Annotated in this window: 11 protein-coding genes; 5 read left to right on the forward strand and 6 right to left on the reverse strand. The window is 41.1% G+C overall.

All coding sequences use genetic code 11. The annotated features are described in order from the left end of the window. Nucleotides 1-60: 60 nt before the first annotated feature. Complete coding sequence (locus tag FW757_RS17035) at nt 61-1026, reverse strand: sensor domain-containing diguanylate cyclase (protein WP_182719485.1); 966 nt, start codon at nt 1024-1026, stop codon at nt 61-63. 4 nt (nt 1027-1030) lie between these two features. Continuing rightward, nucleotides 1031-2035, reverse strand: coding sequence for a response regulator (locus FW757_RS17040; protein ID WP_149982781.1), 1005 nt, complete (start codon nt 2033-2035; stop codon nt 1031-1033). Nucleotides 2036-2208: 173 nt separating this feature from the next. Here FW757_RS17040 and tpx point away from each other — a divergent pair, with 173 nt between their 5' ends. Beyond that, nucleotides 2209-2790, forward strand: a complete 582-nt coding sequence (gene tpx, locus FW757_RS17045) for a thiol peroxidase (RefSeq protein WP_149982782.1) — start codon at nt 2209-2211, stop codon at nt 2788-2790. 60 nt (nt 2791-2850) lie between these two features. On the opposite strand, the gene adk is transcribed toward tpx, so the two are convergent. Together adk and htpG are read right to left on the reverse strand one after the other, a co-directional pair. After that, entirely contained in the window at nt 2851-3495 is a 645-nt protein-coding gene (adk, locus tag FW757_RS17050) for an adenylate kinase (protein WP_446441458.1), read from the reverse strand. Between the two features lie 180 nt (nt 3496-3675). Then, nucleotides 3676-5592 (reverse strand): molecular chaperone HtpG, encoded by a 1917-nt coding sequence (gene htpG, locus FW757_RS17055; RefSeq protein ID WP_446441459.1) that lies wholly within the window; start codon nt 5590-5592, stop codon nt 3676-3678. A gap of 197 nt (nt 5593-5789) precedes the next feature. Here htpG and FW757_RS17060 point away from each other — a divergent pair, with 197 nt between their 5' ends. The 4 genes from FW757_RS17060 (at nt 5790) to FW757_RS17075 (ending at nt 7582) form a co-directional block, all read left to right on the forward strand. Next, nucleotides 5790-5999, forward strand: a complete 210-nt coding sequence (locus FW757_RS17060) for a hypothetical protein (RefSeq protein WP_446441460.1) — start codon at nt 5790-5792, stop codon at nt 5997-5999. Between the two features lie 291 nt (nt 6000-6290). Further along, nucleotides 6291-6869, forward strand: coding sequence for a hypothetical protein (locus tag FW757_RS17065; protein ID WP_145242167.1), 579 nt, complete (start codon nt 6291-6293; stop codon nt 6867-6869). Between the two features lie 8 nt (nt 6870-6877). Further along, nucleotides 6878-7183: a hypothetical protein gene (locus FW757_RS17070; protein ID WP_446441461.1), complete on the forward strand. Its 306-nt coding sequence runs from the start codon at nt 6878-6880 to the stop codon at nt 7181-7183. Next, nucleotides 7184-7582, forward strand: a complete 399-nt coding sequence (locus FW757_RS17075; protein WP_145242171.1) for a protein-export chaperone SecB — start codon at nt 7184-7186, stop codon at nt 7580-7582. Between the two features lie 38 nt (nt 7583-7620). On the opposite strand, the gene FW757_RS17080 is transcribed toward FW757_RS17075, so the two are convergent. Both FW757_RS17080 and FW757_RS17085 read right to left on the reverse strand, forming a co-directional pair. Next, nucleotides 7621-15747: an LPD38 domain-containing protein gene (locus tag FW757_RS17080; RefSeq protein WP_446441462.1), complete on the reverse strand. Its 8127-nt coding sequence runs from the start codon at nt 15745-15747 to the stop codon at nt 7621-7623. Then, nucleotides 15737-17005, reverse strand: coding sequence for a hypothetical protein (locus tag FW757_RS17085; protein ID WP_446441463.1), 1269 nt, complete (start codon nt 17003-17005; stop codon nt 15737-15739). Before FW757_RS17085 ends, FW757_RS17080 begins: the two co-directional genes overlap by 11 nt. Between the last annotated feature and the right edge of the window lie 10 nt (nt 17006-17015).

Here is a 17015-nt window from a genome sequence, read left to right on the forward strand (position 1 = left end):
TAGTTTGGCTAGTTAAACCTTTTACTATTGTGCCTTAAAGGCTTTTTATACTCATCAAGATTAACTCAAATCTTTATACGCCGTGATACAGTTTCTGCCATTTTCTTTTGAAAAGTAAAGAGCTTTATCTGCCGCTTCAATCCATTTTTCATAGCGCTCAAATTCATCTTGAAAACAGGCAAAACCAACACTTACCGTCATTTTAATTTGTTGTTCGCCAAAGTAAAAAGATGAATTTTCAATTAAACTACGCAAACGCTCAGCAAATATCTCAGCACCTTTGCGATCCGTGTCCAACAGCGTTACCGCAAATTCTTCGCCGCCATAACGACCTGCAATGTCTGTTTCACGCAATGTTTTACGCAGTAAATCAGCAATGTTACGCAGTGCTTCATCGCCACAACGATGGCCATGTTCATCATTTACTTTTTTAAAGTGATCGATATCAAACATCAATAAAGTACTTGTGCCACCACTGCGTTTGATCCTAAGAAATTCTTTGCGTAGGGTATCTTCCCAATGACCTCGATTAGTCAATTTTGTTAGTGCGTCTGTTTGACTCATTTGTTCAAGTTTACGATTTACTTCTTCGAGCTCTTTTTTATTCACCGCCATATCAGTTACATCATAAAGAATGATACAAATATGGCCAACTTCTCCCATCGTATTTGACAGAGGAATAAATGTCGCGTTTTGAAACATATGGTCTGCTTTACCCGTGATTGGACGGTAATTTTTAAAGCGGAAAATGTATGGCTGCTGTTCCCAAATAGTAAATGAGCGATTTTTCAAAATAAACACAGACTCTGATTTACTGCGAAACCACTTTTCATCAATTGATGGAAATAAATCAAATAAATCTTTATCTTTTACTGCGCTGGGTAACATACCCGAATGGTTTTCCATAAAACCATTCCAAATACACACTTTATAGTCCCTATCTAATACCACTAAACCAACATCTACGGTATTAAACATATCCATTAACCAATGGATTTCATTCATATTAAAATCAGCAGCAGGCATAATGTTAGTCTTCTAATAGGTAAGCAACTTTGTATTTCAAAGTTTTTAGTGAGTCTTCGGTAAATAACAGCATCAAGTCACAGTTAATATTGTGGTTCTCAATACCATAGCTAATTTCTATTGCCAGAGTACGTTGCCAGCGTGATTTGTTTGCTTTAACTAAATCAGACACATCACAATGTTGCCCTAACACCACTGGGTGTCCTTGGCTAAAGGTCATGTCTAATTGGCGAGATAATCCAGTTAAGATTGCACCTATCAGGATATTACTAATATCCATTAATAACTCCAGCTCAATTTTCTTATTGAGCTCCCCTTGATAGTTCATCAAGGACGCAATTTCTTTAAAGCTAGAATCATTTAGAAGCAACAATGCCTCACCGGATACACCACCACCAATAAAACCTTGGCATACGCCTGAGGTTGTTGCATTAGCATCAATTGAGCGCAGCGCCATATCAAGTTCATTAACTTCGAGAATATTGACATTAGGAATAGGCAGTTCAACAAATACATTTAATAGCCGTGCTAATAAGTCTCCAGCCTGACCCATTGCCACGTTAGTCAGCTCTTGGTATATATCCCTAACATCTGGGTCAACTTGCTCACCTAAGCGGTGTGAGAGCCGCTCGCGCATTGCTTTATCTTTAATTCCATGGTGTTCGATAATGTCGGCAAGCTTTTGGGCATCACATGGTTTTTGAATAAAGTCTATCGCGCCAAGTTCGAGCACCCGTTGATGCGCATTCGGCTGAATATCGCCAGAGACAACAACGGTTAGTATATCCAAGTTTTGCTCTTGAATTGCTTGCAGTACTTCGTAGCCATCCATTTGCGGCATATTTAAATCGAGGAATAAGATTTCCGGGCTTAACGCTTTAATTTGCTCAATACAATGCACGCCATCTTCAGCAAACTCAACTTTAATATCCCAATCATCGGGCAACGAACGAGCTAACTGACGGCGCGCAAGCTTAGAATCATCACAAATTAGTACCGATGTTGACATAGTCTCTCTCTGATTGCTTTTATTTTTATTATTAAAAATGTAAACATTTACCACTGCTTTATGTTAATCAATGTAACCATGCATTACAATTTTAAATTGCATTAAACTCTTGGTGTCAATGAATGATTATAATACACTCAGCCTAATTGCGTTAACTCTAAAGGAAATACCTTATGCTCCGTTCACTCACTTTTGCTTTAAGTGCCTTTTGTTCAATGGCTTTTGCCGCCGATATGACCGAAAATACGCTTGATGCGGGAAAAGTATCAGCACAATCTAAGCCAATCACTTTATTAGGACAAGGTGTAAAACTAGGCGATAAAGCACCAGATTTTAAAGTGGTTGATGGCTCATTCACGCCAATTACTTTAGCCGATTACCAAGGTAAAGCCGTTTTAATCAGCGTTGTTCCAAGTCTTGATACTGGTGTTTGTAGCATTCAAACCAAGCATTTTAACGAAAAGGTTGCATCGCAATTTCCAAATATAGCCATGCTCACCATTAGTGCTGATTTACCGTTTGCACAAAAACGTTTTTGCAAAGCCGAGAACATAGATAAAATTACTGCCTTATCTGATTCAGTATGGCGTGACTTTGGTCAAAACTATGGTCTGATCATCAAAGATATGGGCCTGCTTACCCGAGCTGTGTTCGTATTAGATGCAAGTCATAAAATTGTTTATAAACAGTTGGTAGCCGATTTATCAACTGAACCAAAATATGACCCTGTTATAAGTGCTTTAACTGCGTTGTAATCTTGCAAATAACAGTCATAAAAAAACCGCCAATCGGCGGTTTTTTTATTGATTGAATTATCAACCCAATAATTCAGCAAGTTGCTGATTAACAGCTTCAACAGCTTGGGTACCGTCTAAACGATGATACTGCGTATTGCCCCCTTTAGCTTCCGCTTGGTAATAATCAACCAATGGCATTGTTTGCTCATGGTAAATACCTAAACGTTTACGTACTGTTTCTTCTGTGTCATCAGCACGGATGATCAGATCTTCACCTGTTACGTCGTCTTTACCTTCCACTTTTGGCGGATTGTAAACTACGTGATAAACACGGCCGGAACCAGGATGAACGCGACGTCCACCCATGCGGTCAACAATAATTTCATCAGCCACATCAAACTCAATAACGTGATCAACAACTACGCCATTTTCTTTCATTGCATCAGCTTGTGGGATGGTACGTGGGAAACCGTCTAGTAAAAAACCTTTTTCACAATCATCTTTAGTAATACGCTCTTTAACAAGACCTATGATGATGTCATCAGAAATTAACTGACCTGCATCCATTACTTTTTTCGCTTCAAGACCCAGTGGTGTGCCTTCTTTAATTGCAGCACGTAACATATCACCAGTAGAAATTTGTGGAATACCGTACTTATCCATCAAAAACTGAGCTTGAGTGCCTTTACCTGCACCCGGCGCGCCCAAAAGAATAATGCGCATATCATTGTCCTCGTTTGATACTGAACTTACAAAAAGCATATCAGTATGATTTATTATAAAGCCTGAATTCTTCCATAAGCGCCGCCGATACTCAAGCAACTTATACCAATTGACTACGTTGAGATCATAAAAAAAGGGAACCGAAGTTCCCTTTTTATTAAAATGTTAGTTTTTGAGTAATTACTTGCTCAAATCTAACATTAATTTATTTAAGCGAGTCACAAAACCTGCTGGATCTTTTAATGTACCGCGCTCTGCAAGCAAGGCTTGATCAAGCAGTACATGTGACCACTGTGCAAATTTGTCTTCGTCTTGTTCAACATTTAAATGCTTAACAAGTTGATGCTCAGGGTTAAGCTCAAAAATTGGTTTTGCTTCTGGAGCAGCTTGACCTACTGATTCCATTAGCTTTTGCATTTGTGAGCTCATGTCGTTGTCATCAGCGACCACACAGGCTGGTGAGTCAGTTAAACGATGCGTAAAGCGTACATCTTTAACATTATCGCCAAGTGCTGTTTTGATGCGCTCAACTAAGCCTGCAACTTCTTTTTCAGACTCTTCTTGCGCTTTTTTGGTCTCTTCATCATCTAAGCTACCTAAGTCTAGGTCACCACGGGTAATTGACTTAAATGGTTTTTCAGCAAACTCGGTTAAGTGGCTCATCATCCACTCATCAACACGGTCACTCATCAACAGTACTTCGATACCTTTCTTACGGAAGATCTCTAGGTGTGGAGAGCTTTTCGCCGCAGTGAATGAATCCGCAACAACGTAGTAAATCGCGTCTTGGCCTTCATTCATACGCTCAACGTATTGCTCTAATGAAACGTTTTGTGCTTCTTCATCAGTATGTGTTGATGAGAAACGCAGTAACTTAGCAATCGCTTCTTTATTCGCTGTATCTTCTGCTGGACCTTCTTTGATCACTTGACCAAATTCATTCCAAAATACTTGGTAATCGTCGGCTTTATTTTTCGCCATACGCTCAAGCAATTTTAAAGTACGTGACGTACAGCCCTTACGGATTGCTTGCGTAACTTTGTTATCTTGTAAGATTTCACGAGATACGTTTAGTGGTAAATCGTTTGAATCAAGTAAACCTTTCACAAAACGTAAGTAGCTAGGCATAAATTGCTCAGCATCATCCATTACAAATACACGTTGTACATACAGCTTTAAGCCACTTTGACGGTCACGATTCCATAAATCAAATGGTGCTTTTTTAGGAATATACAGTAAGCTTGTGTATTCAGTTTTACCTTCAACTTTGTTGTGAGCCCAGCTCAGTGGATCTTCCCAATCATGGCTTACATGCTTATAAAATTCTTTATATTCTTCATCAGATAGCTCTGATTTATCACGCGTCCACATTGCTGTGGCGCGGTTAATACTTTCCCACTCACCAGGTACGGCTGGAATTTTCTCGCCATCTTCACCTTCTGACTCAGGCACTTCGGCTTTGTACATTTGTACTGGTGTTGAAATATGATCCGAGTACTTAGTTACAATACTACGTAGGCGCCATTCATCAGCAAACTCTTTTTCATCTTCACGAAGATGTAAAGTAATTTCAGTACCACGGCCTGCTTTTTCAATTTCTTCTAGGGTGTATTCGCCCTCACCTTGTGATTGCCACTCAACGCCTTTTTCTTCACCAGCTTTGCGAGTACGAACAGTTACTAAGTCTGCAACGATAAATGCAGAGTAAAAACCAACACCGAATTGACCAATTAGTTGTGAATCTTTACTTTGGTCGCCAGTTAAGTTTTTGAAGAACTCAGCGGTGCCCGATTTAGCAATCGTACCTAACGAGCTGATCACTTCATCACGGGTCATACCAATACCGTTATCTGAAATAGTGACAGTATTTTTTTCTTTATCGGCACTGATACGTACACGTAAGTCTGCGTCACCTTGGTATAGTTCACCATTTGAAAGTGCTAAAAAGCGTAATTTATCAGCCGCGTCTGAGGCATTTGACACAAGCTCACGTAAGAAAATTTCTTTATTAGAATAAAGTGAGTGAATCATTAAGTTTAGTAGGCGACCCGTATCAGAGCCAAACTCATGTTTTGTAATGTTATTTTGTTCTGTCATTGTTTTACCCTTTTATCTTTTGGTACACACTTTGGTACGCAATAGAATTTTACATCAAATTTTGCTTAACCAGCATGGGTAAGAATATTGTGCTGCTTGAACAACAATTCAAGAGTAAATGGCGATAAATTTCACGTAGACTTAACGATCAACCTAATATAGCTTAATTGTGCAATGTTAAGAAAGGTAAACTATAAATGCACATCATATTAATGTTGGCACTGATCATATCTGGTTGCGCACTAGGAAGTAATGTTACTTGGCTACTTGGTGGTCCGGTTGTTGTTCTCGGTTTACTTTGCTTTGATATGGGAACTCCAGCTTGGAGAGAGGAACAGGAAGGTTATTTGATATTGCTCGGACTTGGCTGTGGTGCATTTACTATATTAGCAAACGTATTTGGCTAATTTGTCTTTATGTTCTATCTTTAATACTGTTAATAGTTGAAGTGAAAACTTCATGTGAAAGCCCGCACGGATGCGGGCTTTTTAATTGCCACCAAGTTTAAAATATAATTTAAATGTCAAGATTGCTCCTTTAATACTGCTTAGAATACCCCCATATTAACTAGACTAAAGTTTATCACTAAATGCTAAATTATTGTATTTAGCACAAAACATTGTTGTTTTGTTGAACTAGCTATACAATATATGAGCAAACACAATAATAAATAGAAGCTTTATAAAGGTCATTAGGTTATGGATAAACCAATTTTTCACGCTTGTAAATCAGAGGGTGGCAGTGAAGTTATTATAAAATCAGCCCCTTTCCTGAGTGAAAACAACGAACGCCAGTGGCTGACACAAGGATATTATTTTTGGATAGAGGATGTCGATTTGGCACATTGGTGGGGTTCAAACTCTGTTAAGGGTGACTATGCTATATTAACTGCTAAGTTGGATTTAGATGCTGTTGTTGCTAAAGATTATTCTTATCTTGATCTCATTAGTAGTCCACTACATATAAAACATCTACAAAGGTTAATAAGTAAATATCTTAACAAGATGACTATCAGTCTCGGAGACCGTTACGAGCCGACAATTTCCGAAGTGATTGCATATTACCGTATGAAAGCTAAAGATGTTCCAGATCTATTTCCTTTCTTCGGCATTTCTTGCTGTGATGACTCTAAAGCTATGCAGAGAAAGTTCATTAATTGCGGCAATTCCAAAGATGTGATTGCCCTTAACGGAAAACATCAGATTTGCATATTTGCTGGTTACGAAAAACTTATTAAAGAGAAAGAAATTTTGCATCCAAAACAATGGTGCGCTTAGGAGGTTTTATGGATATATTAGAAAAAAGTCTTGCAGCTGCAGAGGCAATGTTAGATGGAATAACTCCTGAAGAATTCGAAAAAGAGTACTTAAGCATCAGAAATGGTATTGGTCCATTGGCTAAAAGTTTCATAGATAATGGCAACCATAAAAGTCTACCTCTATTAGAAGTGCATCACTACAGATTGCTAGAAATAGATTTAGACATGGTGTTTAGTGAAAAAATGAAACGAATACACAGAAGTAGTTTGGTATATGGTGAAGCATGCAGTTTTCATCAAAGCGCTGACTATGATTATTCAGAGGCTGCTTAAATGAATATTCAACTTTGCGATAGTCGTGTTCAAAGCCTCAATATATCTAGGGCTGCTGAAACTAAGGATACTGATGGTGAGATTGTTCACTTTTCTACTAACTTTGGTTTTAAACCAGATTTAGAAAACAATTATTTTATATGCTTTAAGCTAGTAGTTGAAACTCCTTGTGGTTCGACTGTAGATCTTCAGTATGAATCAATGTTTTATACTGATGAAATCATATCTGAAGAGTTTCAATCTTCACCTTTTGCAATGGTTAATTCTCCAGCTATTGCTTACCCATTTTTAAGAGCTTACATTGCTACACTTTTAACGCTATCTGGCTTTGAAAGTGTTGTGCTTCCAACAATAAATTTTCAGGCTATGTATAAAAATCATGTAGCTTCAAATAATTAACTTAATAAAAAGCCCGCAATTAAGCGGGCTTTTTACTTTTACCACTCTCTTAAATTAAACGCTACATAGGCTTGGTGATACACTGCGTTTTTCTGGCGCTGTAGTTCATCAAGCTGTTCACGTTTTTGGGCCCCGGTTAATCTTTGGCTGTCATTAACTGCTTTTTGCGCTTTGCCAATTTTAGAGATTACCCGCTGTATTTTAGCTAGTCCGGATTTACTTTGTAGTTTTTGCCCTTCTTTTTCCACAATCTCTTGTATGCGAGCATTATCACCCAGCTCAATTGCGCGCTTATAACTTCCATAGGCTTGATTTGCTGTGTCGAGGGCATCATAAAACTCATCTGCAAACTTAGTACTGCCCTTTGGTCTATCGCCTTGATAGAATGCTTTGATGACCGGATATCTATTTAGTGGAGTGTCGGCTGTCTCTTTGCCCATTACTTGCCTAGCAAGCATATCGCTTGCGCCTAGCACGTAGCTGCCAATGGTGCCGGTATATCCTTTAATTACATGCTCAATTTTTTTAGGCGACCAACCAAGCTGCTTACCGATTGCGATTGCTATATCGCTGGTGTGTGCACTGTATCTATCTTCAGCTTGCTTATTTTGATCGGCCATTCCTTCTATCGGCGCATCCCTAAAGAATGAGCGATTCAATGCTGTCTCTACCAACGGCAACATAAACTGTGGTGTAGGGTTTAATGCCATCGTTGTTAGTGCTGCGTGCATAATTGATTTTTGCAGGTCTTTGCCCGTTTGGTTGCCTGCACCGTAATTGAAAAGGCGCTCAGGCAGAGTGCCAAACACAATGCCTAACTCAAATGGTTTAGGGATCCGCCAATGCTCATCACCTGCAAATACATGCCAATTTGCATCCTTATCCCAATCTGGCAATTCTTGGTAACGTTCGTCATCATCGTTATACATAGCCAGCGCCAAACTAAGCCCTGCTACTTTAGCGCCTTTAGCAGCTAGATTTGCACTTAATACCTTTAACACCCTGTCATTATCACCCGCTTTCGAAGCCCTAATTAACTTGCTCATACCTTGAAGCCTGGCATTGAAAAATGGGAGCATATCGATTAAAAAGTTTATAGTTGTAAAGTTGCCTTTTAGGCTGTAATCCATTAAATCTTTTGCATTAAATGCCGCTTCACGCTTACTTTTGTTATTCGCTAATGATGCTTCATACGTACTTAGCCGGTTGGCGTTTTCAACTTTATCACTGATATTTCTGTACGTTTCAAGAAGCTGCTTGCCATTGGTAATCAGGCTACCCATATAACCATCAACTTCGTTTTTTGTTAAACCTTTCGCTCGTAATGCTCGGCGTGTTTGTTGTGCTGCTGCTTCTGGATCAGCCCCATGAATGTAACCCCCTTGGAATGCTGCACCGCTGAATATTAAATCGCGGTATGCTTCATCTTCTTTAAACGCTTTTTTCAAGCCTTTGTAGCTGTCGGTGCCAAACTTAAAGCCATCTTTGTTGATCATCCATGCATGCGCTGCGTCACGTATGAAGTTTTTAGCAATAAAATCTGGCGATAAAGTTATGCCTGCAGTTAAAAAACGCTTAGCACTGCGCCCAATTTTATTAACGATATTTTGACTGCCTGTGCTGTTTATTTGTATAAGAGAACGCATTAGCGCAGGATCACTTACAAGATAAGCTTGCGGCTCACCGTCAATCATTACTCGGACTTTGCTGATTTTATTAAGCTGTTCTTGAGTGAGGCTTTTAGCTTCGTCACTCTTTTCATGCGTCATATAATCCGTACCATTAAGGTTGCTAACTACCTCTTGCATTGCTTTGTTTTTTAACGATGCTTCAATTAATGTGCTTTGACGAGTAATTATGTTTTGAAGCAAATCTTTGGTTGATTGTACTCCCCCTTTGAGTTCTTTAACTTGCGCTGATTGCCCAGCTATCCCCTTGCGAGTATGGGGCTCAATAATAGAGCGTTTAATTGCATCCATTTCAGGATCTGTTTCACCCATATCGCGGAAAAATGGCACGTAGTACTCTTCATCAAACCCTGAACGCTGCGCTTTACTTATCAGCCCCGATCCCTGTGCCACATCGAGAATGGCTGAATTAACTTTGTTGTACTCTTGGCGTGTTTGCTCAAACAGTTTTTCTTTGCCATTGGCCAGCGCTTTAAGCTCGTTAATGTCTGCGGTTGTAAGGTTGTTTTCACGGCCTTGTGCTTTTAGCTTTTCTGCGCGATGCGCGCCCATCCATGCAAGCCAATCATTAAGATCATCGCCAACCATGCCAAACACCTCAAGCAAGCCTTTGGTATCTTCTTTACGCTGGATTATGCCGTCTTTCCACATAGGTGCACCGTAATTAAATACACCATGTAATACATCAGATACGCCCGCAGCTAAACGCGCACTAACATAGCCCATCTTATTGACATCATTAATACCGACACTTTGCTCTGCGTTTTTAATACCTGCAAGGCCATCAAATATGCCCTCATTTAAGCGATCCCAAAAGGGGGAACTTTTTAATATATCAACAACCTCTTTGGTTCGCTCTTTAGCTTTTTCTGCAAGCGTTTTTCTTGCTTGATCCACAAGCCCAAGCTTTTCTTTGGCTGTACGTGTGTCTGCATCTGCAGTCTTGCTTAATTTCTTTTCTGACTGGCTATAAGCAAACTCACTGTTTGCACTTTCACTATTAGTCTGTTGCGCTTTAAATCCTTTTACGATACTTTCAAGCATTTCTCGCATAGCGGTCAATTCAGTATCCTCACTATATGCTAGCCCCACTTTATCAAGCTGGGCGCGAATAAAGCGCTTAAGCGCATTCCACCAGTATTTTAGCTCGCCTTTGCTTGGTTCGCTTTCTACAAAGCGCGCGAAAATTTCTTCAGCTTTAACGTCTAAACTTCCATCCCAATAGTCGTTATTGGCATCCTTCCAGTATTTATCAAAAGCTTTGCGGCCTTTGGTTTTCTTAATGCGATCAATGAACTCTTGCTTAGCATCAGCGCCAATAACCGTATCAAGCCCGCCGTGCGCGATTGTTTCATGCGCTAATGTTTGCTTTAAATCTGTAACGTCATTAATGTTTTCAGCAATTACGAAAACCGTTTTCGTTTTTTCGCTATAAGCACCTTTAACCGTTGCGCCGTCTAGGCTCATACGCCATAATTTTTCAGCCGTGGCGGTATCATCAAGAATACTTACAGTGATCCCGTTAGCGCCCTTTAAGCTTTTGACAAACTGATCAGCAATACTTTGCGCTTGTTCAGTGCTTATTGATTTACTATTAGCTGTTTTTTTAGATTTTGAGAATAAGCGTATACCTTCATTTGTATTTTCACTTTCAATAGTGTCAAAGAGTGTTTGATAAGCAGGGTTTATTTTTTCTTGCTCAGCTTTGTTAGGGTATGGGTAGGTGTTATCTGATTCAAACCCTAATGACTCTGCTGCTGTCCATGCTTCATCGCCTACCACATTTGCAAGGTAGTCGTTTGATATACCTTGCTGGTTTAGCTTATCAATAATGTAAGTTTCAAATGATCGCGCAGTCATTTCTATTGGTGTTGCCCAATATGCTTTAGAACGCCTGGCATCTAATTGCTTTGACCGTTCAGGTAGACCGCTTTGTACAATGGCATTTCTTACATGTTTGAATGCGCTTGCCATTTCCGGACGGATTTCATCGCTAGGCATTGAATAAGGCATATCAGTTATAAACTCGCCTCTTGATTTTTGCTTGCCAAAATAGTTATCTAGGGCGTGCCACCACTCATGCGCAAGTGATCCTGAACCTGCCTTTTTAGTAAGGTTAATTACAACGCTATTTGGTTCGTAGTGAGCAGCGGCAGGGTTTTTACCCCCCTTGCCACGCGCGCCAAACGCGAGCCCTAGCTGACCATTTAAGCTTAATGCTTTTGGCGGCAAGTCTAATGCTTCGGCTAAATCCATTAAGCCATCGTAAGCTTGATTTAAATCTTTTTGACGCTTAGCTTGCTCCACCCAATTACCAAACTCCACACCTCTAAAGCCAAACGCATCACCAAATGTTTCAGGTGTTACATTCTCAGCATAACGATCAGGGCCTATGCGTTCAGCATTAATTGGCTTGCGCATGTTTGGCGTTTCTTTTATCTTTTGTAGTGTTTGCTCGACTTCTTCACGGTTATTTTTAAGGTAATCTCTTGCGGCACCTAAATCGTCAAATGATTTTATTTTTAAAACGCCACTCGCGCCGTTCCAGCCTAGATAAATATCTTTCGTGTATCGGTCACGATAAACACTAATTTTGCTTTTCTTCCCGCCTGTAGCATTGGAAGCATCAGCTTGATTTGCTTTGATAACCTTGGCTAATAATGCTTGCACATCACTTAGCGTTTCACTTGCCCCGTCATAAACTGGTCGGCCATTTCGCTCTATAAAATAAAAAACTTTATTAGGCGAGTATTTTTTACCACCAAATACAGAAAAACTACCAGAAGAAATACGGTAGTCTGCAACGCTTTTTAATGTATCAAGATCTGCCTTTGCAATAGGTGGGACAGCATCAACAATAGCCGCTAGCTTCGAGCTATGATTGCGCATTCTTTGCATTACACTTGTTATCTCACGCTCACCATTCATTAGATCAGCAGCAAAAGATTTTAAAGTATTTACCTTTTCTGACCATCGAGATACTTTATACGAAAGCCTTGGTTTTGAAGGCACTTCGCTGCGCATTGCTGCAATTAGCGCTATTGCTTCACCGCTCACACCATTATTAGCGAGTTCTCTATAGTTAGGTTCAGGCCATGATTTACTAAGTGGCAGCTCAGCCGTATTTTGCTGATCTTGTATAGCTTCACTAAACCCGCCCCATACATCTTTGCGTGCGCCGCCTAGCTTCTCTCCAAAGTCATCAATATTCTCTTGCTTTACTGCTTCTTGATCGTTGCTTGATTTATTATTGGCAGGCTTCTCGCTCACTTTATCTTTCTGCTTTGCAACTTTTAACAGTTCAGAAAATGTCATTCCTATATCTGCGACTTTACTTAACCCATACCGTAGTGATGTATCATGATCAAAGCCCGCGCTTCTCGCTTTGCCATACGCTGATTTTGCAATGCTATTATCATTAAATGTTGCGATAGCATCGTCATAGTCAGCTTTATTAACGTCATCAAGCTTACCTATTGGGTTCAAGTATGACTTTTCGCCTTGCAATGATGAATCACGCATACCGCCCATAACCATGCCGCCAGTACGCTTACCTTGCCCTCTCAGATTGCCCCAATCTTCTGTTTTTGTGTTGGCCAATTCGTTTTTTGTTTTATTGATAACTGCCTCTATTTCATCGGCGGTCATGCCATCCGCATTCAGTGTTTCAGGCAAAGAAAAACCGCTCTTTGGCGGCTCTGCATCTTCATTTGGCTTAATCGCATCTGGCGGTGGTGCTTTATCATAGCCAAATTCTTTGCGCAGTTCGTTATATGCTTGGCGGTTAATGCTTTCTGGCGTATCACTATTAAACTGTTGATAAATTTCAAACGATGATTCAGCAAGCGCTTTATCAATAGCCGGTTCATAACTTTCTTCTATTTTAGCCATGGCAACATCAAAACCAGGTGAGCCTTTTTTTAGCCCTTGCTCTTTCACTTGGCTCTGTAGCCATTTGCGTTTAGTTGTTTTTAGTATTGGAGGGAGTTCGTTTGTTTGTTCAGTGGTTGCCGGCTCTTGTTCAATTAATTTACCAGTTTCGGCAGTTTCAACGGCTTTTTGTTCAGATTGTTTACCATTATCACCATTTAGTTTACCAGTGGTGGCAGTTTCTTCATTACCAGTGGTAGTTAGTTTGCCAGCATCGTCCTGCGTTTCAGTACTGGGCATTTCTTTGGCTAATGGCACTAGTTGTTCAATTGGCGCATTTAAGCGGATCACTTTTACTGGTTCGCCTTTTTCACGGGCGGCTAACCATTGGTGATGACCGTCTAAAACATAGTTATCATTCGATACTAATATAGAGCGGTTACCGCCCTCAAACTCCATCGCTTTTTTGACCTTGGCGGGTGAAAATTCTTGCTGCGTTGGCTTTAATGAGCTTGCAGGCACTTCGCCTTGTTCATGGCTTATGTCACGCGCGTTCATAAAGTTAACCATGGCACCACGGTTTTCAGCTTTGATTTGCGGCATTTCTGAGCGCGGTATATTTTTAGTTTCGCTTTGCTGGCTAAACGCAGTCCATTCACCATCGATGGGATCGCCCGCTAAGTTAGCGGTTGGTTGTGTGTTTGTTTCATCAATAGTTTCATTGCTTTGCGGTATGGTGCCCTCATCTGTGAGGGTAGCATCTGCTTGCTGTTTGTCCGCACTTATATCCGGAGCTGTATTAGGTGCGGTACTTGCATCGCTTTTGACGGTCCAGCCAAAGCCATTATCAAAACTAACTGCCTTAGTTTTTTTACCTGCTCTGCGTGCTGCGCGTGCTTCTTTGCTTAATAAGGCATCACGCTTGGTTTTAAACGGTTCACCACTTTTAGCAACGTTTACACCGCTTTCATTACCTGCAAAAACAATATCTTTTTGAGGCAATAAATTTTGCGAGTCTTTACCAGCTTGCTTAACTCGCTCTGCTGCGCGCTGCTGTGGACGGCCATCTTCGCCAAAGATAATATTCTTTTTCTCAATACTTTTAGGCTGCGACTCAAGATCAGCTTGTGCCTGCTCACGCATTTCGCGGTTTTTAGTTTGCTCTGTCGTTGGCAGCTTGCCTTGCTCTGGCACTATCTGCCCGTCTATAGGTGGGTTGCCTATGCCTTGCGCTCTTTGTGCTTCTGGACTTAATAACTCACCTTCATGCTGGTACTTAATAGGGCTAAATCGATCTTCTGGCGTTGGCGACTTGTCAAACGCTGCCGCTTTTACTCGTTCGTCTACAGTAGGCGCGTTATTGCCTTCATCAAGTGCCTTTAATGATTGCTGTGCAGGGCTTGTAAGCATATCGCCATATTGCCCAGCGGCTTTAGCTGTTTGATCAAAGCCTGCTTGGCGTGCAGCTGTCGGCGCATCATAATCAACTTTGCTAGTTGTGTTATCTTCAAACTTAGGCGTTGAATTATCATCAGGTATAACCTGTTCTTGCTGATCTGGCTCTGCTGCCGCAGCAAACAAAGGATCATCAATACCGAACTTTTCTTTCATTGTCCGGGCAACTATTGCCGAAGCTTCTACATCGCTCAGCCCCTGTTTTATAGCCGAGTCATATTGCTGTTTTTTAACTGTTTCAATAGCTTCCTCTGGTGATGTTCCCGCCTCTACAAGCTGATCAACGCCATCTTTAACCGCTTCGGCTGTTTTCTGCTGATAACCCATAACTTTTTGGGCTGATTCAGAGCCAGCGCGCATTGCGCCACCTACAACAAAGCCGCCAACAAAAGCTTCATCTAAACCATTTATTTCATCTAAGCTTTTTCCAGCCCCCCATTGGGCAAGTGCTTCTTGGCCTGATTCGGTTAAACCTTCCCCCACAGCACCTTTAAATATTCGCTTAGCAAAACTCGGATCACGCACAGCATCAATAAGCTCGCCTTTGCCCATGCGTTTGGCAGTTTCAAATACACCATCTTTTAAAATGTCTTTACCTAGTTGGCCCATACTTACCTTGATACCTAACCGCTCAAGTAGCATTTGACCTGCACCGGACGCAACCGCTTTTACTTCGTCCTTTTCGCCTTCTGGTTGCTTTTCGTATGCTTCATTAGATAACCCGCCAGCCATACCAAATGCGCCTACACCTGTTGCCGCGCCCGCCATGTAAGGAATAGAGCCCGCAACTAACTCGCCTGTATAACTACCTAAATCACTAAGTCCGCTAATATCTTTATATGATCCAACCGTGGGCTTATATGCTTCCTGCTCTTTAACATTGCGATCAATCCCTTCTTGAGCCCATTTAGATAGCGCCCCTCCTTGACCTACAGTGTTAGCTACCGACTGCGCAATAGAGCCCCCTTCCTGCTCGCTACCTGTTTCGCCAACATCAGTAAAACCTTTTACAGCACGATAGCCAAGCTCTTGAACCTTATCGACACCAGCGCCAAATGCAGCAGCCATTCCTGATTCTGTTTTATTATCTGCAAACGGATCAATAAATTCGATTTCTTTATTTGTAAACGGATCAACTATTTTATTGGTCATTTGATAAGTACCCTTGCTGGATGGCTATTTGTGTTGCCTGCTGTTCTGATAGGTTTTTATTTGCTTCCATAAATTTAGTGATAACACCTTTAGCATCGACACCATCAACTTTACTTATGTATTTAGTCTGCTCGCCTTTATTAGTCTCACTTGCTGACTCTGGCGAACCATAAATACTTTCTAGTTGCTTAAGTTGATTGCTAAATTGAGCTTCCACACCTGCTAGCGCTTGCGCCTTGGCCTCGCCAGAAAGCGGCATAGTTGCTCCTTTGCCTGATTCAATATCACTTAACGCTTTAGCCTTTGCTTCTAATAACTGAACTTTAGCCTTGCGATATTCAACCTCTTTGGGCGCTTCTTTTGTCTGGCTGCGCTGTCCAAAGCTTGCACCAACTTGCGCACCCATTTGATCCCAATACTCCGGGCGCTCCATCATATCGGCCATCATTACACGCGCTTTTACTGTACCAATAAGCTCTTTAGGTGTGTACGTCATTACAGGGTCATCGCCTTCTGACGTTCTACCTTTAGTCATCGGCTTAACTTCTTGAGAACCGTTTTCATAAGTCACCTTTAGCGCGAGACCAACACGACCGCCTTTTTCTTCAACTGGTACAAACCCCGCAAAATCGACGCCAACAATCTTTGATTTAACGTCCTCGTCATATTGACCAACAGAAGCTTGAATTTTATCTTTAAACACCTTGTCAAATAGCTGGACCGTTTCAGGTGAATTAGCCTCAGCCATTTTGCCAGTTTTAATTACGCTATCTAACTTTTCTCCAAGACCTTTCACTTGCTCTCGGTATTCAGGGTTAAGATATGTTCTAGGGTCCATACCCTTATTACGCTCAAGAACATCGCTTAAGTCGTCAGGTATCTGGCCTGTTTGCCTAAATGACTGCCAAGCAATAGGAATAGCCTGTTCGTCTTTTTGCCATTGCGCTTGCTGCTGCTGCCAATTTCGTTGCCATTGTCGTTGTTCTTCAGCTTGTTCACCTTGGCTTTCTCGCCATTTAACGTCTTGTTCTCTGTTAGCTACACGTTCCTTATCTAAGTCAGACAATCGTCCTTGCTGCGCTTGGTAACGCTCCTCGTCACGCTTATCCATATCGGCTAAACGGCCTTGTTGCTGCTGGTAACGTTGATCGTTGCGTTTATCTAAATCGCTTAAACGCTGCTCGTTAAACATGCGTGATTGATGGCGCTCCATCATGTTAAAACCTTTTAGTGCGCCGTCTACAAATGCTCCCGCCATACATTACCCC

It is taken from the genome of Pseudoalteromonas sp. 1181_04 (assembly GCF_052850545.1).

Bases quoted from the DNA above. Each gene is read 5' to 3' on its own strand.
- FW757_RS17035 (WP_182719485.1), bottom strand. From the start codon at position 1,026: ATGCCTGCTGCTGATTTTAATATGAATGAAATCCATTGGTTAATGGAT.
- adk (WP_446441458.1), bottom strand. From the start codon at position 3,495: ATGCGCATTATTCTTTTGGGCGCGCCGGGTGCAGGTAAAGGCACTCAA.
- FW757_RS17080 (WP_446441462.1), bottom strand. From the start codon at position 15,747: ATGACCAATAAAATAGTTGATCCGTTTACAAATAAAGAAATCGAATTT.
- FW757_RS17060 (WP_446441460.1), top strand. From the start codon at position 5,790: ATGCACATCATATTAATGTTGGCACTGATCATATCTGGTTGCGCACTA.
- htpG (WP_446441459.1), bottom strand. From the start codon at position 5,592: ATGACAGAACAAAATAACATTACAAAACATGAGTTTGGCTCTGATACG.
- FW757_RS17085 (WP_446441463.1), bottom strand. From the start codon at position 17,005: ATGGCGGGAGCATTTGTAGACGGCGCACTAAAAGGTTTTAACATGATG.
- FW757_RS17065 (WP_145242167.1), top strand. From the start codon at position 6,291: ATGGATAAACCAATTTTTCACGCTTGTAAATCAGAGGGTGGCAGTGAA.
- FW757_RS17070 (WP_446441461.1), top strand. From the start codon at position 6,878: ATGGATATATTAGAAAAAAGTCTTGCAGCTGCAGAGGCAATGTTAGAT.
- tpx (WP_149982782.1), top strand. From the start codon at position 2,209: ATGCTCCGTTCACTCACTTTTGCTTTAAGTGCCTTTTGTTCAATGGCT.
- FW757_RS17075 (WP_145242171.1), top strand. From the start codon at position 7,184: ATGAATATTCAACTTTGCGATAGTCGTGTTCAAAGCCTCAATATATCT.
- FW757_RS17040 (WP_149982781.1), bottom strand. From the start codon at position 2,035: ATGTCAACATCGGTACTAATTTGTGATGATTCTAAGCTTGCGCGCCGT.